Source organism: Acidobacteriota bacterium (assembly GCA_009838525.1).
In the GTDB taxonomy this organism is placed as follows: Bacteria; Acidobacteriota; Vicinamibacteria; order Vicinamibacterales; family UBA8438; genus VXRJ01.
Window position 1 is genome coordinate 102,543 of sequence record VXRJ01000035.1, and the last position, 17,627, is coordinate 120,169.

A 17,627-nucleotide genomic window follows, 5' to 3' on the forward strand; every position below is an offset into this window, starting at 1 on the left:
AGATTCACGAATGACCACCTTTCTGCGCACCGTGTCGGTTGTTGCGGCGCTCGGCGTCGTGTTCGCGTCGGCGGGTCCGGCGGCGGCGGCCAACGAGGACGGGGCGACGTTCTACAAGGACGTGCTTCCCATCGTTCAGGAGAACTGCCAGACGTGCCACCGGCCGTCGGGACTCAACATCAGCGGCCTCGTGGCCCCGATGTCCTTCATGAGTTACGAGGAGACGCGTCCCTGGGCCCGCGCCATCGCCCGCAAGGTGGAGTCGCGCGAGATGCCGCCCTGGTTCGCGTCCGAGCCCAAGGGCGTCTTCGAAAACGAGCGCGGCCTGACCGACGCGGAGATCGAGACGATTCTGGGCTGGGTCGACGCGGGCGCGCCCGCCGGCAGCCCGGCCGATGCGCCGCCGGCGCCGGTCTGGGCGGAGGAGTTGCATGACGGGTGGTCCCACGGGACGCCGGATTTCGTCGTCCGCATGGAAGAGCCGTTCGTGGTGCCGGACGACGCCTTCGACATCAACATCTCGTTCGACGTGCGGATCCCGGAGGATGTGGTGCCGGAGGACGTCTGGGTGCGCGGCTGGGAGCTGCGCACGGGCGCCGAAGGCCCGGGCGTGCACCACATGTGCGCGTTCGTGCGGCCCGAGGATGGCGAGGTCCTCACCGGCGCTAACAAGTCGGCGGTGGCGCTCGGCGGCCTGCTTAGTTGCGTGGCGGAGGGCGCCGAGTCGGGAATGCTGCCCGACGGCTATGGCCTGCTGATCGAGAAGGGCTCGGTCCTCAACTTCAACATGCACTTCAACAAGGAGCCGGGGCCGGGTACGTCGTTCACGAGCCAGGCCGAGGTCGGGTTCTTCGTCGAGGAGCGGCCGGTGGCCCACCAGGTCCTCACCGACACCCTGGGCAACAACGGGTTCGAGATTCCGCCGAACCATCCGCGCTATCGGGTCGGGATGGCCCGCACGCTCGAGAAGGACATCCTGGTGCTCAATCTGTGGCCGCACGCGCACCTGCGCGCGATCGCGTCCCGCTACACCGCCTTCTACCCGGACGGCCGCGAGGAGCTGCTGCTCGACGTCCCGCACTACGACCAGAGCTGGCAGGTGACCTACAAGTACAAGGAGCCGAAGCTGCTGCCGAAGGGTACGCGCATCGAGGCGAGCTTCTGGTACGACAGCACGGAGGAGCGCGGCGTGCGCCGCGGCTTCGACGGCGACCTCAGCGTCGGGTTCGGCCAGCGGACCAACGACGAGATGGCTCTGGCGTTCATCAGCTACACCGAGCTCGGCGACGACGGATCGACGACGAACGATCAGGACTGACGGGCGACGGCCTTGCAGTCGCAGCCGATGTCTTGCGCGAAGTCCGGGCTGTCGGCGCTGGTTCTGGGCGCCTGCCTGCTGGTCCCGGCGAGCGCCGGGGCCGGGCAGGGCGCAGAGTCCGAGCCGGCGGACGTCGTCCGCACGGAACTCACACTGAACCTGCGTCCGGTCGCGGTTTCCTTCGAGACGGGACTCCGCGCGGCGGATCCCGCGCATCGTGAACTGCTGGCGGCGACCGAGTCCGCGTCGGGCACGCGGGTCCGCGTCGGCACGATCGAGGCCCTGCCGCGGCTGCGCATCGGTACGCTCGACGGCTCGCAACCCGGCGGCAGCGAGTCGCCGAACCCGGCGAGGACGACCCTGGAGCTCTGGCTGGCGCGCACCGCCGGCGGCTGGTCGCTCGATCTGCGGGGAGAGCCGGACTCCGGTCCGGACGAGGCGGACGGCGACGAAGCGGAGGAGAGCGAAACGGGGCAGAACGCAGCCGCCGCCGGGAGGGATAGCGCGGTGATCGGTCAGGTCCCGCTGACCCGGGACGCCGACGGGGCGCAGGAGACGCTTGCGGCGGCGCTGGTTCCCACCGGCGAGGCCGCCGGGCAGTTGGTGCTGCGCTGGAGCGACCACCGCTGGACGGCCGACTTCCACCTTGCCGAACCCCCGGAATCGGACGAAGACGACGAGACGCCCGAGCCGGATGAAGAGGAGGAGGAGGGTCCCCGCGTCGCGAACGAAAGGGAGTCGCTGCCGTTCGACGCCGACACCAGCGCCCTCTACCGCCTGGCGCGGCTCGCCGAGAGGCACGCGTCGACCATCGAGATTCCGGGCGGCAAGCGTCTGGAGGTGCTCTTCTGGCAGGAGCAGAGCGTGGATCTGGCGGACTTCGCAGCGGTCGCGGCGCTGGCTGACGGCGAGGTCCTGCGCCTGACGCAGGCGGCGGTGCTCCGCCTCCGGAACGAGGTTCCGCTGAGTTTCGGCGACGCGGCGGTTCCGACCGGCAATCTGGCGCCGGGCTTCGCCGGCTCCTACGGTTTGTGGCTGAAGCGGCATGGGAACGGCTGGCGGCTGGTGTTCAACCACGAGGCCGACTCGTGGGGCACGCAGCACGATCCGGCGTTCGATGCCTTCGAGGTCGATCTGGCCTACTCGCAGGGCGGGCTTGCCTCGCGTCCGCTCGGCGCCGCCCTCACGCCGGTCGCGGCGGGTGCGGGCCGGCTGGTCATCCACTGGGGCCCCCACGAGTGGGTGGCGGACTACACTGTCACGGAGTAATCCGGCAGCGTCGGAGCGGAGGAATCCCATGGCTGGACGTTACGTTGCCGTCTTCGTCGTCGTCCTGGCGTCGGTTGCGATAGCGTCCGGGGCGGCGGCTCAACCGGCCGGGGAGTGGAGCGTCCCGCGCACGCCGGATGGCCACCCGGACCTGCAGGGCGTGTGGGCGAACAACAACGCCACGCCGCTCGAGCGCCCGGCGGCGTGGGCCGGCAAGAGCAGCCTGACCGACGAGGAGCTCGCCGCGTTCAGGGCCGCCGCGGCCGACGTGACAGCGAGCGGCCAGGACGCCGTCTTCGGCGATCAGTTGGCGCTGGCGGCCCTGGCCGGCGTCACCGACGTCGATTCCTACGACCCGGCGACCGGCAACTACAACCAGTTCTGGCTCGTCGAGCGCGACTTCGACAACCGGACCTCCCTGATCGTCGATCCTCCCGACGGGCGGATTCCGCCGCGGACGCCGGACGCCGAGCGCGCCGGTCGGGGGCAGCCGCCGCCCCCCATCGCCGAGAAGGCCGACTCGTGGGCCGACCGGCCGCTGAGCGAGCGCTGCATAACGTACGGCGTGCCGTCCCTGTTCGCCGGCTACAACAGCTACTACCAGATCTTCCAGAGCCGCGACCACGTTGTGGTCCTGATGGAGATGATTCACGACGCGCGCGTGATCCCGATCGACGGAACGCCCCACCCGAACGGCGGGATTCGCCAGTTGCACGGCGACTCGCGCGGCCGGTGGGAGGGAGACACGCTGGTGGTGGAGACGCGCAACTACTCTCGCCTCGGGGCGTTCTGGGGAGCGTCCGAGGACCTCGTTGTCGTGGAGCGGTTCACGCGCGCCGCGCCGGATACGATCCACTACGAGGTCACGTTCCACGACGAGACCACGTGGACGCGCCCCTGGACGGTGATGATCCCGCTCCGGCGGAGCCCGGATCCGCTGTTCGAGTATGCCTGCCACGAGGGCAATCTCGGCATGGAGGGCATTCTCGCCGGCTACCGCGCCGAGGAGCGGGCTGCCACGGGGGAAGCCCGGTAGACGGGGCGTGAAGCCCCGCACTCAGCGGTCCGCGCTAACGGACCTCAAATGACTCGACCTGCAGTCGTCCGGCGCCTTCCGGCGGCGGGTGCCAGCGTCCCGACACACTTACCGGTTGATCACCCACCCCCGTCGCCAGGGCCGTGAGGCCGTCGCTTTCGACGAGCGGGAGGGCGAAGTCGGGTGCGAGGGCGAGGGCGGGCGCACCGTTCATCTCGGTAACGTGCCCGATGGCGATGACTGCCAGGCCGTCGGGAATGAACCCGGCGTTGCGCACCGTGTCCCACACCGCGGCAAGGTCCAGGTGGCGGCCGGGCTCGACGGCGAGGACGATCTGCGCGTCGGGGGCGCTGACCTCGACATCAGCGACGTAGTCCAGGCGGCGCAGCCGCCGTTCAAGCCCGACGGCGCAAGAAGGGCACGACAGCTCCACCTCGATCGTCACCCGCACCATGCCCGGCACGCTTGACGACTGCGGGGCTCCCGCGCCCGCGCTGGTGGACGCCGAACCGATCAGGAGTAGGGCCAAACCGCGGCGCAACGCGCCGGTTGCGGCTCTGGGACTCATTCGCGCAACGTTAGCGACACCAACGCCAGGAATGCCCGACCTCATACCGACGTGTGCGGCTGGTATCGCTCGACGTTGATCCGGTGTTCGTCCTTGCGCGCCTGAACGAGATCCCAAGTCGTCTGTCGGCGCAACCAGAACTCGGCATTGGAAGTCGAGGTCCGAGGGCTTCCGAGCATCGTCAATATCTGTACCGCGTGCCGGTACACATGTCAATTGGTGATCCTGCCTGACCGCAGCTCGAACCCTCGCCCCGCACGGGGCCTTCGTCGCGGTCTGGCCAAACTACAGCGCACCGATTGCAGCACTGGTATGCTTCCGGCGTCACGACAGTCTGGAGGTGCGCCATGTTGCGAGTGCTCGTGTTCCTCGCGTCGGTGTTGGGTGTTGTCAGCGGGCACTCTCTGGGCGCCCAGACGGCCCCGACCTGCGATCCCGCCGGAGATGTGAACTTCGTCTGCGGCACGACCAATCCGGAAGATCTTTACGCGGTTCCGGGCGCCCCCTGGGTAATCGCGTCGGGACGCTACTCCGATTCGGAGGGTCCCGTCTACGCGGTGAGCCTTCGTGATCACCGCGTCCAGGAGATATTTCCCGCGGGAGCGTTGCCGCCGGAGCACGACCGGGACACCTATCGCGCCTGCCCCGGTCCCAACGACGTGTTCCAGCCGCACGGACTGACCCTGCGGGAGGGCCGCGACGATGTGCATACGCTCTACGTGGTCGGTCATGGCGCGCGCGAGGCCATCGAAGTCTTTGCCCTGGACGTCGGCGGCGCCGTGCCCACGATGAAGTGGATCGGATGCATCCCGGCGCCGGCAGGCACTGCCCGCATCAACTCCATTACGGCGCTGCCGGACGGCTATCTTGGCGCGACGAACTTCGACCGCGCAGGTGGGGAGCTCTGGGAATGGCATCCCACGACGGACTGGGTCGAAGTGCCCGGTAGCCAGATGCCCGGTCCCAATGGTCTCGTGTCCTCGGATGATGGGCAGTGGTTCTACATTGGGGGCTGGAGCGATCGGGCGCTGGTGCGGCTGTCACGCGGCCAGAGCCCGGTGCGCGTCGACAGGATTCCGGTTGGCTTCAACGTCGACAACGTGCGCTGGGGACCCGCCGGCCAAGTCATCGTCGCCGGCCACGTGACCCAGTGTGAAGACGTTGATCCTTGTGAGCTGTCGGCGGCTCGCGTGGCCGAGGTCGATCCGACGACGTTTGAAGTCCGGCAGTTGGTGGACTACAAGGGAAACGAGTTCTTCAGGCTCGGCACCGTGGCCATCGAGGCGAATGACGAGATCTGGATTGGCGGGATCAGGGGCAGCTATGGGATCGCGCGATTCCCGCGCTAGACGGCTCGAAGCCGCGTCCGGACCGCGCAGGTCGTCGTATGGGCGTCCAACCGCCGATGGCCGGCCGGGCCGGCAGCTTCGAACGCTCCCTCCCGTTCAGGATGGGCGCCCTTCCAGCGCGTCGATCTCCTTCTCGCGCCGCCACTCGCCCCGGACGTACTTCCACAGCGGCGCCAGTTGGATCACGAACGGGTTGTGCCCGACGAAACCGGTCGTCACCCCGTAGCGCACCGGCTCGACCTCCGCCTGATAGGTCCCGAACAGCCGATCCCAGACGATGAGCGCCCCCGCGTAGTTCCGGTCGATGTACACCGAGTTCGACCCGTGGTGCACACGGTGGGCGGAGGGCGTGTTGAGCAGCTTCCCTTCGAGCCAACCCAACGGCGGCACCGCGTCCGTGTGCAGGAAGAACTGGTAGAACAGGCCCAGTGCCAGCGAGGCCGTCATCCACTCCGCCGAGACGCCCAGCAGGATGAACGGCGCGAAGAAGAACGGGCTGACGAAGTTCGCGACCCAGTTCAGCCGCACCGCCGTCGTCAGGTTCATCCACGGGCTGGAGTGGTGCGTGTGGTGCATCGTCCACAGCACCGGAACCTCGTGGCTCAGCCGGTGGTACCAGTAGTAGGCGCAGTCGGCGACCAGGAACGTCACGACGAACGCCCACGGCGTGAAGGGCAGCGCGTAGACCTGGAACGGCTCGACCCACGAGAAGACCACGTACTTCCAGGCCAGCGACAGCGGCCGGAGCAGGTTGTTCCCGACCGAGATCGCGACGTTCGCCAGCGAGTCGCGCAGGTTGTAGGTGCGGCGCTTGCGCAGGGCCGACCACGTCGACTCCGCCGCCACGAAGACCAGCAGGAAGGCGAGCAGCCGGAGTCCGATCCCGTCCATCGTCAGCGGCGTTGGCGCAGGCGTTCCCGCATCGCCTCCCGGTTCTCCTCCTGGATCTCCTTGTAGGTCTCGAGCTGCTCGGCGGTCAGCACCGCTTCAAGGTCCTCGAGCGTCTGCTCCCGCACGGCGTTGAGATCCCGCTGGAGGCGGCGAAGCTGACGGAACCGGAGTCGATTGGTGCCGCCCGAGCGGTCCCGAAGATCGATCCCGTGCTCCTGGAGTACCCCGGCCAAGGCTTCGGAGCCCGCCCGGAGGATAGGTCTGACCTGCTCGACCTGCTCGTCGGTCAGGTCGAGCCGGGTGCGGGCTTCTTCGAGGCGTTGCCGAAGCTCTTCAAGCTGCTCGGCCCGCGCCTCTTCCTGCCCAGGGGCGGTCGAGACGTTGCTGGCCGCGGGTGACGCGCACCAGACGACGGCCGCGATGGCGATGGCGACGATCCGATAATCACGAGTCATCCTTGTAGCGTAGCGCACTGGGGTCCTGTCAACCAGGGCCGAACGCCCGTCACGCGAAGTCAAGGAAGCGCGAAGACGAACAGGTTGCTGCCGCTGCTCGGCCGCAACTCCGGCGTCAGCCGCATGTTGACCCCGGCGCCGGCGCCGGTATTGACGGCAACGTACTGCCGACCGTCGACGGCGTAGCTGATCGGATAGCCGACCACCGGCGATCCGAGGTTGATTTCCCACAGGACCTCGCCGGTCTCCTGATCGAAGGCGCGGAAGCGCCCGTTGGTGTCGCCGCCGAAGACGAGGCCGCCGCCGGTCGTGACGAGCGACATGGTGCCGGCCCGCTGCTCATGCAGCCAGAGGGTCCGCCCGGTCTCCGCCGACACCGCGTGGATGGTGCCGAGCTGGTCGGTACCCGGCGTGATCTGGTGGCGGGCGGCGAGCGCGTAGATCTCCAGGCCGCCCTGCCCGCCCGCGGTGAGGGCCAGCGCGCGTTCGCTTCGGACGTTGTCCGTCGCCAGCATCCGCGCGCACGTGTTGCGCAGCGGCATGTACATCGTGTTGGTGAGGGGCGAGTAAGCGCCCGCCTCCCAGTCCTTGCCCCCCGCCCACGTCGGGCAGGCGAGCACCTCCTGCCCGAGCGCGGTGAAGGTCACCTCGGCGTTCTCGGTCACCTGGCCCGTCGCGCCGTCGATGCTCGTGATGACGTTCTGGGAGATCGTGGGAGTCGCCCAGAGGAACTCGCCGGTCTCGCGATCGAGCGTGTAGACGACACCCGTCTTGCCCGGTACCCCGGTCACCACCTTGCGAACCTCGCCGCTTTGGATGCGCGGGTTGATCCAGCTCACCGCGTCGGGGTCGGGCGCCACCGCGGTGTCGACGAGCAGCCGCTCGAACGGGTGGTCCAGATCCCAGTGGTCGTTCAGGTGCTGGTAGTACCACCGGATCTCGCCCGTCTCGACGTCAATCGCCAGCGTCGAGTTGTGGTAGAGGTGCGTGTTCTCGACCCCGCCGAGCAGGAACTTCGGGGCCGGCGAGGTGACCGAGGTGCCCTGGATGATCAGTCGCAGCTCCGGGTCGTAGCTGGCCGGCATCCAGGTGCCGACGTGGATGCGCTCTTCGTAGGGCACGCCGCCCCACGTCTCGTCTCCCGGCTCGCCCGGGGCGGGGACCGTCCGCCGACGCCACAATTCCTCGCCGGTGCGCGCGTCGTGGGCGACGATGACGCACGATTCCGGTCCGCCGAGCGGCCGGCAGCTCCGGCCGGAAATGACCCGGCCGTCGGCGATGATGGGCCCGGAGCTGTGGCCCGCCGGGATCTCCCGGTAGTCGAAGATCAGGGTTTCCCACGCGATCTCGCCGGTCGTCGCGTCGAGGGCGAAAGCATAGTCGTCGTCGCTCGTGTTGATGATGTACCGGTCGTAGATCGCGATGTTGCGGCTGTTCCGCGCGTTCCCGCCGACGTACTCGTAGACGTCCTCCGGCAGGTCGCGCCGGTACTCCCACCGCAGATCGCCGGTCGCGCCGTCGATGGCCTGAATCACGTCGCCCGTGTTCGGGACGTAGAGCATGCCGTTGTAGGCGAGCGGTGTCGATTCACCGGTCCCCCGTTCCATCGCCCGCACCCAGGCCAGGCGCAGCCGTCCGACGTTGCTCCGGTCGATCTGATCGAGCGGGCTGTAGCCCCATCCGTTCAGCGTCCGCCGCCACATCAGCCAGTCGCCATCATCCGGATCCTGGAGGATGGCGTCGGTCACCGGGACGAAGTCATCCGACTGCGCCAGCAGGCCGGCCGCGCCCACCGCCAGTCCCGTCGCCATGACAATGGACGCCGACTTCTGCCGCAAGTTCGCTCTCATCACGTCCCCCTGTCATCGGCGACGCTCCCCTGAGCCCGCGCCGGTTCAGGAGAGCCGAATCGTCTATCTTGTCCGGTCAAGTCACCAACGCGCTAACATCCCGCCGTGGCGGGCGACAATCCCGATAGGGTAGCACCGGACCCAAGCATGCCCGGGAACGGTTTCGGGATGCCGGCCGGACTGTGGGCGTTGCTCGCGATTGCGCTCCTGGCCCTTCCCGGCATCGGCGCCCGCTACCACCTCAACGGGGATTTCCATGTCCTCCACGTTGTGTTCAGCCTGTTTTTCTCCGTCAACCTGCTGATCTGCTATTGGGAGGCGTGCCTGTTCTTTCGGCGGGATTAAATCGAAGCGCGCCGGGTGTCCTGGCGCGACCGGGCACGGGACACCGGCCGAAGACCGGTCCGGGAGTTTCTGTCCACCAGCGTGCCGCCGGGACGGGTATTGTCCCCGACGATCTGAGCGGATGTCTGGGCGACCTGCTCCCAGTTCGATGAGTCGTATTCGGATCGCCGAACGTATGGTTTCAACGTCGACATCGCCAACGGCTTCGTTACGCCGGCGCCGACGCTGGAACTCCCCCTGGGTGCTGTGCGCGCTGGTGGGCCTGTACGTCTCCGTTCGCCTGATCCTGGACGGCGACTACGGCGTTCTGGGCTACTGACGGACCCGTCTCTCGCGGGGGGATGAACCGGGTTCCGCTCCGCCGGCATTATCATGCGGCCATGCGAAGACTGCTTCTGGCGGCAACGACGTTCGTCGTGGCAGGTGTGCTGGTGGCGCGGGCGGGTCAGCCGGCGGAAACGGTGACCGTCTCACCCGCGTTCGGGATCGCCGGCCACTACGGCACCTGGACCGTCACCTACACGGTCGGACCGGGCGGCCTCGACCCGGGCGGCGCGCTGCGCGTGCAGTTGCCCGACACCTGGCACGCGGGGGAGCGCAACTCGGGAAACCGGCTGCAGGCGTCCGATCCGACCGACGACCACTACATCGCGGCGTACGGTTCCGGGACCGACGTCCGGGTCGAGGCGGAGGTGGAATCGGAAACGTCCGACTTTCTCGTGAAGACGGGGCGGCCGGGCCTCGATGGGCGAATGGAACGCTACGTCTTTGTCGTCCGCGCGGACGTCGTATCCGGATCGCTGCGCGAGGGAGAAACCATAGAAGTCGTGTACGGCGACACCTCGCAGGGTAGCCGCGGGATGCGCGCGGCGATCATCTCGACGGACCCGGAGCCGATACTGGTGAGCGTCGACCGCGACGGCAGCGGCAACTTCGAGCCGGTCGCGCACGAGGCGACCCTCACGTCGCGCAGCGGCATCGCGACCGAGCTGCTCGTCGCCGGGCCGTCCGCCCTGGTCGTGGGCGAAGCGGCGGAGCTGCATCTCTCGGCGGTCGACCTCCACTCGAATCCGGCCGTTCCCTTCCACGACACGGTGACGCTGCGGGTGCTGCAGGGGGACGTCGATCTGCCGGCGACGGTGGAGTTTCCGGAGGGCCAGGGCTGGACCACGGTGCCGTTTACGCCGCGAAGCGAGGGAATCGTACGCCTGGAGGCGGTGGCCCGGGTCGACCTGCTGCGCGCCCGGAGCAACCCGATGGAGGTGTTCGCGGACCGGCCGGCCGAGCAGACCTACTGGGGCGATCTCCATTCGCATACCGAACACAGCTTCGACGGGGTCGGCAGCAACGTCTTCGACTACGCGCGGTGGGTGTCGGGGCTCGACTTCCACGCGATGACGGATCACAGCAACGGGCCGGAGCGCGAGGATTTCACGCGCGGTCTCGGACCGCATGTCTGGGAGGAGTACACGGCGGCGACCGACGCCCACCACGCGCCGGGCGAGTTCGTCACGCTGCACGCTTACGAGGCGTCGTTCCAGGCGCCCTGGGGTCACCACAACGTCTACTTCCGCAGCGCGCCGGGGCCGCTGCTGTCGCCCAGCCAGGTGGCGCTGCCGGAGTTGTGGGCGGCTTTGGCGGCGGGCGAGGCGCTGACGATTCCGCACCATACGAACAAGTTTCCGCAGCCGCTGGACTGGAATGAGGACGATCCGGAACTGCGGCGCAACTTCGAGATCTACTCGGCGCATGGATTGAGCGAAGCGTACGACCCGAGCCATCCCCTTGCCTTCGAGCACAGCGAGTTCACGAACCGGTCGACGTCGGCGCGAACCGGCATATCGGCCCAGGACGCCTGGGTGCGTGGGATGCGTCTCAGCACCATCGCCGCCTCGGACGATCATCGCTCGCAGCCAGGCAAGCCGCACTGGGGATTGGCGGCGGTGCGGGCGCCGGAGCTGACCCGCGAGGCGATCTTCGACGCGCTGCACGCCCGGCGGACGTACGGCACGACCGGCCAGCGCATCCTGCTGGACTTCCGGGTGAACGATGCGCCGATGGGGAGCGAGATCACGCTCGCCGCACCCCTGCCCGAGCCGTGCGCCGGCACGTCGCCAGAGTGCGGCGAACGCGCCGCCGCCACCGCCGCCCTGGCGCCGCATTTCGACGTCACGGCGCATGGGACCGACGTCATCGAATCGGTCGAGATTCTCCGCTACTCCGAGCCGGATGGCGGATTCCGCGTCATCCACGACCTGCGACCGGACGCGCTGGACTTCGCCTGGTCGGGGCGCGACGCGGGCTTCCGCGACGATGCGATCTACTACCTCCGCCTGCGCCAGCGCAGCCAGGTCCGGGGGCGGGTCGTCATGGCCTGGTCGAGTCCGGTGTGGGTCAACGCCCGCGATTAGGGCAACCGCGGGGCCTGATTCGCATACTTAAAGAATACGGCCAAGGAGTTAACATGGCGGATGCGTTGGAACCTGCCATACTTACACTTCAGCCATTACATTTAGTATGCGTAGCACGTAAGTCAATCGTGCCGGGAACCCTGAGGTCGGCATCGACCCGTACGGTGCGGGATCCGGCGGGGCAAACTCCCGGGAACGGCATGGTTATAGAATACGGCCCTCCAAAGGGAGTTACGCACGATGGCAGACCGCAACGTAGCTAGAGACCCTTGGCAGGCGCTACGCTGCGTCGCGCTGACAATCGCGTTCGTAACCTGCATCGCCGGAGTGGGCCTCCTGGCGGCCGAGCTGCACGAGGAAACGATCGCCGCCTGGGACCGCTATATCGCGGCCACGGAGCAACGCGTGACGGCCGAGCTTGAAGATGGCGAACGTTTCCTCGTCCTCGATTTCCAAGAGGACGGCGCCAGGCTTCGACGGGAGGCGCTGGCCGGCAGCCTGGTCGTGGAACGGCTGCACTCGGTCGACGAGCGAGGCGACCGGTTCGACGTGCCGAGGGGTACCGTCCAGCACTGGCTGGGCGCCGTGCTGGTACCGAACGCGGAACTGGACGACGTGCTCAACGGCCTGCAGTACGACATTCCGCCGCACGAGCTGCAGGAGGATGTCCTCGAATCGCGCGTCCTTTCGCGCGACGGCGACAGGCTCGAGCTGTATACGCGGGTGCAGCTCGACGCCCCGATGGCGTCGGCGGAGTACAACCTCGAGCAGATGGTCGAATACGTGCGTCTAGGCGGCGGTCGGGCCTGGAGCTGGGTCGAGGGGACGCGGATCGCCGAACTCGACGATCCCGGTTCCTCGAACGAGCGCGAGAAGCCGATCGGAAACGACAGTGGCTTCCTGTGGCGGTTGAAGCTCTGGTGGCGTTACGAGCAGGTCGACGGCGGCGTGCTGATTGAGTGTGAGCAGGTGACGCTGAGCCGGGGCATTCCCCGTCTTGCACGCTGGTTCCTGGCGCCGATCATCAACGGGGCGCCGCGCTCCGCCATGGAGAAAACGCTGCAGGGGATGGTCGACCACCTGCGACCGCCAGCACCGTCCGGCGGGTAGGGACCCTGCATAGGCGCTAGCGGCAGCCCGCGGCTTGCATCAGGCGTCTTGGGAGGGCCAGATTCCGCCTGAGTGAAGAGGCGGAGGCGGTGGGGCTCGCTCGCGCTTGCGCCGAGGGGCTACCGGCCTGGCAAGACTCGGAGGGCCATTGCCATCAATCGCGTTCATGCGCTCGCCACCGCGTGGAGGACCTTCAGCGACTTGAGGTGCTTCTCGAGGTGGTTGGTGATGAGGGTCTGGTGGGCGGAGGCCAGCTCGCGTTCGGCGGGCGGCGGTAGCGACGCCTCGTCCAATCTGGCGGGCGGCAGCTCGCGCGCGGACTGCAGGAACGCAACTGCGGCCGGTGACAGATCCAGGCCGCGCTCCGAGGGGTACACACCCTGCAGGCGGAGGAGCCAGTACTCGAAGTAGCGCGCCAGGCGTTCAACCGAGACACCGGCGGCAAGCGCCTGGACGACCGCCGCCCCGAGGCGGAACAGGCGCTCGTTCGGGTCCGCCTCGGGCGCCCACTCGTCGATCAGCTCGGCGAAGTAGCCGACGTGCGCCAGTCCCTCCGCGCTCGGCGCGGCAAGCGGCGAGCAGACCGGCTCGACGTACCGGAGCCGCACCAGCTCGCGCTGCTCCCGTTCGAAATAGGCGACCCGTCCGAGCGTCAACGGCTCCAGCGCGCCCAGGTAGCGCGACCGCGGCCGGCGTGCGCCACGCGCCACGCCGCGGCGCTTTCCCCGGTCGGCGGTCAGGAAGACCACTATCCGATCCGTCTCGCCCAGCTTGTAGGTCCGGAGCACCAGTGCGTCCGAGGCGTGGAGCGGCATGCGGTCGTCCGGCATGGTAGCGTAATGGCGTCCCGAATGCCGGCAAGAGGTGCAGCGATGAGCATGTGGCGACAGCGGCGGACGGCGGCGTTTGTGGCGATTACCGCGGCGGCGGGTCTGCTGGCGACAGCGGCGCCGCTGGCGGCCCAGGTGCCCGACGGCGAATGGCACGCGTTCGGGCGGGACGGGGCCAACACGAAGTACTCGCCGCTCGATCAGATCACGGCGGACAACTTCCTCGATCTGGAGGTGGCGTGGCGCTGGACGTCGCTCGCCCGGACGGTCGCGGAAGCGAACGACCGCATTCAGCCGAGCGGCTACAAGGGCACCCCCCTTGTCGTGGACGGGATGATCTACGCGATCACCGCCCTCGGCCAGGTGGCGGCGCTCGATGCGGGCACCGGCGAGGAGATCTGGACCTACGATCCCCGGATTTACGACCGGATGGAACGGCCTCCCAACATGGGCTGGCGTCACCGGGGCGTGGCGTACTGGAAGGATTCGGACAGCGGCGACGCGCGGATCATCTTCTCGAATCACGATTTGCGCCTGGTCGCGCTGAATGCGAAGACGGGGGAGATGTACCCCGATTTCGGCGCCGGCGGCTTCGTCGATCTCCGGGAGGGGCTGGGACGCGAGATCGACCAGACGCGGATGACCTACTCGTCCCCGGTCGCCATCGCGGGCGACACGGTGATCGTGGGCAGCATCGTGCAGGACACGTACATCACGCGGCGCGAGGCGTCGCCGGGGCACGTCCGCGCCTACGACGCCCGCACCGGCGAGATGAAGTGGATTTTCCACACGATCCCCCAGGGAGACGAGTTCGGGGCCGACTCATGGCAGAACGAGTCGTGGCGCTACAGCGGGCACTCGAACGTCTGGTCCTACATGGCGGTCGACGAGGAGCTGGGACTCGTGTACCTCCCCACCGGCACGCCGTCGAACGACTGGTACGGCGGGATGCGTCCCGGCGACAATCTCTTCGCCGAGAGCATCGTCGCCGTCAGTATCGAGACCGGCCAGCGCGAGTGGCACTTTCAGGCGGTCCACCACGGACTCTGGGACTGGGACTTCCCGACCGGGCCGAACCTCATCGACATCACCGTCGACGGCCGTCCCATCAAGGCGCTCGCCCAGGTGAGCAAGCAGGCGTTCACCTACGTCTTCGACCGGGCGACCGGCGAGCCGGTCTGGCCGATAGAGGAGCGGCCGGTGCCGCAGGGCAACGTGCCGGGAGAGTGGTATTCGCCGACGCAGCCGTTCCCGACGAAGCCGCCTCCCTTCGACCGGCAGGGGATCTCGATCGACGACGTCATCGATTTCACGCCGGAGTTGCGCGAGGAGGCGCTGAGGATCATCAACTCGCGCGCCCGCTTCGGACCCATCTTCTCGCCGCCCGTTCTGCGCGGCGCCGAGACTCCGTTCATCCAGGTGCCGGGCGCCGGGGGCGGCGCCAACTGGCAGGGTGCGGCGGTCGATCCCGAGACCGGGATGCTGTACGTGTCGTCGTCGTCGACCCTGATCGTCGTCGAGGTGATCGCCTACGACCCGCCGGCTACCGTCGGCTACTTCACGGATCCGTGGGGCTACGGGTTGTCCGGCCCGCGGGGGTTGCCCATCTTCAAGCCGCCCTACAAGCGGGTGACGGCGATCGACCTGAACACCGGCGACCATGCCTGGCAGGTGCCTCACGGGGACGGCCCGCGCAATCACCCGGCCATCGCGCACCTGGATCCGGGTCCGCTCGGCGGCGGCGGCGGGATCAGCTCCGGGCTCCTGGTGACGCCGACGCTGCTCATCATGAACCACGGCGCGCGGGACGTCGCGGAAGAGGCGGACAGCTCGCGCGCCATCAGCGCGTATGACAAGGCGACCGGGGAGCATCTGGGCTCGATCCCGCTCCCGTCATCGCCCGGCGCGAATCCGGTGACCTATCTCCACGACGGGAAGCAGTACCTGCTGGTCGGCGTCGGCACCGGCGGCGACGATTCGGAGCTGATCGCACTGACCCTGCCGTAGCCGCCCGTACGGCGTTCGGGGTGGACGGGGCGTTACGCGCCGAGCCGCCACAACCGTTCGTTCGGATCAGGTGCCGATTGGGGAGGACAGCGATGAGCAAGCGGCGACAGCGGTGTCCGGCGGCGATGGTGACGCTTGCGGCGGCGGCGGTCGTGCTGGCGGTCGCGGCGCCGGTCGCGGCGCCGGTCGCGGCCCAGGTGCCCGATGGCGAATGGCATGCTTTCGGCCGGGATGGGGCGAATACGAAGTACTCGCCGCTCGACCAGATAACCGCCGACAACTTTCTGGACCTGGAGGTGGCGTGGCGCTGGACGTCGCTCTCCCGGGCCGTTGCGGAGGCGGACGACCGGATTCGGCCGACCGGCTACAAGGGAACGCCGCTCGTGGTGGACGGGATGATCTATGCGATCACCGCCCTCGGCCAGGTGGCGGCGCTCGATGCAGGCACCGGCGAGGAGATCTGGACCTACGACCCGCGGATATACGACCGGATGGAACAGCCTCCCAACACGGGCTGGCGTCACCGCGGCGTGTCCTACTGGAAGGATCCCGCTAGTGACGATGCGCGGATTGTCTTCGCGAATCACGACCTCCGCCTCGTCGCGCTGAACGCGAAGACGGGGGAGATGTACCCCGACTTCGGCGCCGGCGGCTGGGTCGATCTCCGGGAGGGGCTAGGGCGCGAGATCGATCAGACGCGGATGACCTACTCGTCCCCGGTCGCCATCGCGGGCGACACCGTGATCGTCGGCAGCATCGTGCAGGACACCTTCATCAGCCGGCGCGAGGCGAACCCGGGGCATGTACGTGCTTACGACGTGCGAACCGGCGAAATGAAGTGGATATTCCACACTATCCCGCAGGGAGACGAGTTCGGTGTCGACTCGTGGCAGAACGAGTCGTGGCGCTACAGCGGGCACTCGAACGTCTGGTCCTACATGGCGGTCGACGAGGAGCTGGGACTCGTGTACCTCCCCACCGGCACGCCGTCGAACGACTGGTACGGCGGGATGCGTCCCGGCGACAATCTCTTCGCCGAGAGCATCGTCGCCGTCAGTATCGAGACCGGCCAGCGCGAGTGGCACTTTCAGGCGGTCCACCACGGACTCTGGGACTGGGACTTCCCGACCGGGCCGAACCTCATCGACATCACCGTCGACGGCCGTCCCATCAAGGCGCTCGCCCAGGTGAGCAAGCAGGCGTTCACCTACGTCTTCGACCGGGCGACCGGCGAGCCGGTCTGGCCGATAGAGGAGCGGCCGGTGCCGCAGGGCAACGTGCCGGGAGAGTGGTATTCGCCGACGCAGCCGTTCCCGACGAAGCCGCCTCCCTTCGACCGGCAGGGGATCTCGATCGACGACGTCATCGATTTCACGCCGGAGTTGCGCGAGGAGGCGCTGAGGATCATCAACTCGCGCGCCCGCTTCGGACCCATCTTCGCGCCGCCGGTGCTGCGCGGCGCCGAGACGCCGTTCATCCAGGTGCCGGGCGCCGGCGGCGGCGCGAACTGGCAGGGCGCGGCGGTCGACCCGGAAACCGGGATGCTGTACGTGTCGTCGTCGTCGACCCTGATCGTCGTCGAGGTGGTCCCGTACGACCCGCCGGCGACCATCGGCTACTTCACCGACCCGTGGGGCTACGGCTTGTCCGGCCCCCGGGGGCTGCCGCTCTTCAAGCCGCCCTACAAGCGGGTGACGGCCATCGACCTGAACACCGGCGAGCATGCCTGGCAGGTGCCGCACGGCGACGGACCGCGCAACCACCCGGCGATCGCGCACCTCGATCCGGGGCCTCTCGGCGGCGGTGGGGGGCTCAGTTCCGGCCCACTGGTGACGCCGACGCTGCTCATCATGAACCACGGTGCACGCGATGTCGTCGAGGAAGCGGACAGTTCAAATGCCATCAGCGCCTATGACAAGGCGACCGGGAGGCACCTCGGATCGGTCCCGCTGCCGACGTCGCCCGGGGCGAATCCGGTGACCTATCTGCACGACGGGAAGCAGTACCTGCTGGTTGGCGTCGGCACCGGCGGCGACGATTCGGAGCTGGTTGCGCTGACCCTGCCCTAGAAGCCGTCGCCCCGGAAGTCTCGCGCTGGCGGGACTTCCTATGCGCCCGCACGGGCGCGCGCGGCCGGCGCGGGCTTTCGTGTATTCGAGACCTGCGAGTGACCGATGGGCGTTACGCT

Annotated in this window: 14 protein-coding genes; 9 read left to right on the top strand and 5 right to left on the bottom strand. The window is 68.3% G+C overall.

All coding sequences use genetic code 11. From position 1 onward, the window contains the following. Positions 1-10: 10 nt before the first annotated feature. Genes F4Y45_15850 through F4Y45_15860 form a run of 3 tightly spaced genes read left to right on the top strand, consistent with a single transcriptional unit; the run spans position 11 to position 3,623 of the window. Complete coding sequence (locus F4Y45_15850) at positions 11-1,318, top strand: hypothetical protein (GenBank protein MXY25977.1); 1,308 nt, start codon at positions 11-13, stop codon at positions 1,316-1,318. 27 nt (positions 1,319-1,345) lie between these two features. Continuing rightward, positions 1,346-2,587, top strand: a complete 1,242-nt coding sequence (locus tag F4Y45_15855) for a DUF2911 domain-containing protein (GenBank protein MXY25978.1) — start codon at positions 1,346-1,348, stop codon at positions 2,585-2,587. Positions 2,588-2,615: 28 nt separating this feature from the next. Further along, positions 2,616-3,623, top strand: a complete 1,008-nt coding sequence (locus tag F4Y45_15860; GenBank protein ID MXY25979.1) for a hypothetical protein — start codon at positions 2,616-2,618, stop codon at positions 3,621-3,623. A 34-nt stretch (positions 3,624-3,657) separates the two neighbouring features. Here F4Y45_15860 and F4Y45_15865 read toward each other — a convergent pair whose 3' ends face one another. Further along, positions 3,658-4,191 (bottom strand): heavy-metal-associated domain-containing protein, encoded by a 534-nt coding sequence (locus tag F4Y45_15865; GenBank protein ID MXY25980.1) that lies wholly within the window; start codon positions 4,189-4,191, stop codon positions 3,658-3,660. A 347-nt stretch (positions 4,192-4,538) separates the two neighbouring features. On the opposite strand from F4Y45_15865, the gene F4Y45_15870 reads away from it, so the two are divergent. Then, complete coding sequence (locus F4Y45_15870; protein ID MXY25981.1) at positions 4,539-5,540, top strand: hypothetical protein; 1,002 nt, start codon at positions 4,539-4,541, stop codon at positions 5,538-5,540. A 96-nt stretch (positions 5,541-5,636) separates the two neighbouring features. Here the strand turns inward: F4Y45_15870 and F4Y45_15875 are convergent, their stop codons facing one another. Genes F4Y45_15875 through F4Y45_15885 form a run of 3 tightly spaced genes read right to left on the bottom strand, consistent with a single transcriptional unit; the run spans position 5,637 to position 8,736 of the window. Beyond that, positions 5,637-6,431, bottom strand: coding sequence for a sterol desaturase family protein (locus F4Y45_15875; protein MXY25982.1), 795 nt, complete (start codon positions 6,429-6,431; stop codon positions 5,637-5,639). A 2-nt stretch (positions 6,432-6,433) separates the two neighbouring features. Then, the gene (locus tag F4Y45_15880) at positions 6,434-6,886 is read right to left on the bottom strand and encodes a hypothetical protein (protein ID MXY25983.1); all 453 of its coding nucleotides are present in this window, start codon (positions 6,884-6,886) and stop codon (positions 6,434-6,436) included. Positions 6,887-6,945: 59 nt separating this feature from the next. Further along, complete coding sequence (locus tag F4Y45_15885; protein MXY25984.1) at positions 6,946-8,736, bottom strand: PQQ-binding-like beta-propeller repeat protein; 1,791 nt, start codon at positions 8,734-8,736, stop codon at positions 6,946-6,948. Between the two features lie 147 nt (positions 8,737-8,883). On the opposite strand from F4Y45_15885, the gene F4Y45_15890 reads away from it, so the two are divergent. The 3 genes from F4Y45_15890 to F4Y45_15900 all read left to right on the top strand — a co-directional run bounded on the left by F4Y45_15890 (position 8,884) and on the right by F4Y45_15900 (position 12,602). Then, positions 8,884-9,081 (top strand): hypothetical protein, encoded by a 198-nt coding sequence (locus F4Y45_15890; GenBank protein ID MXY25985.1) that lies wholly within the window; start codon positions 8,884-8,886, stop codon positions 9,079-9,081. A 380-nt stretch (positions 9,082-9,461) separates the two neighbouring features. Next, positions 9,462-11,492, top strand: a complete 2,031-nt coding sequence (locus tag F4Y45_15895; GenBank protein MXY25986.1) for a DUF3604 domain-containing protein — start codon at positions 9,462-9,464, stop codon at positions 11,490-11,492. A 240-nt stretch (positions 11,493-11,732) separates the two neighbouring features. Beyond that, positions 11,733-12,602, top strand: a complete 870-nt coding sequence (locus F4Y45_15900; GenBank protein MXY25987.1) for a hypothetical protein — start codon at positions 11,733-11,735, stop codon at positions 12,600-12,602. 164 nt (positions 12,603-12,766) lie between these two features. Here the strand turns inward: F4Y45_15900 and recO are convergent, their stop codons facing one another. Next, positions 12,767-13,432, bottom strand: coding sequence for a DNA repair protein RecO (recO, locus tag F4Y45_15905; protein MXY25988.1), 666 nt, complete (start codon positions 13,430-13,432; stop codon positions 12,767-12,769). A gap of 9 nt (positions 13,433-13,441) precedes the next feature. Between recO and F4Y45_15910 the strand changes: the two genes are divergently transcribed. Both F4Y45_15910 and F4Y45_15915 read left to right on the top strand, forming a co-directional pair. After that, the gene (locus tag F4Y45_15910) at positions 13,442-15,439 is read left to right on the top strand and encodes a pyrroloquinoline quinone-dependent dehydrogenase (GenBank protein MXY25989.1); all 1,998 of its coding nucleotides are present in this window, start codon (positions 13,442-13,444) and stop codon (positions 15,437-15,439) included. 92 nt (positions 15,440-15,531) lie between these two features. Then, entirely contained in the window at positions 15,532-17,508 is a 1,977-nt protein-coding gene (locus F4Y45_15915; protein MXY25990.1) for a pyrroloquinoline quinone-dependent dehydrogenase, read from the top strand. Positions 17,509-17,627 lie beyond the last annotated feature (119 nt).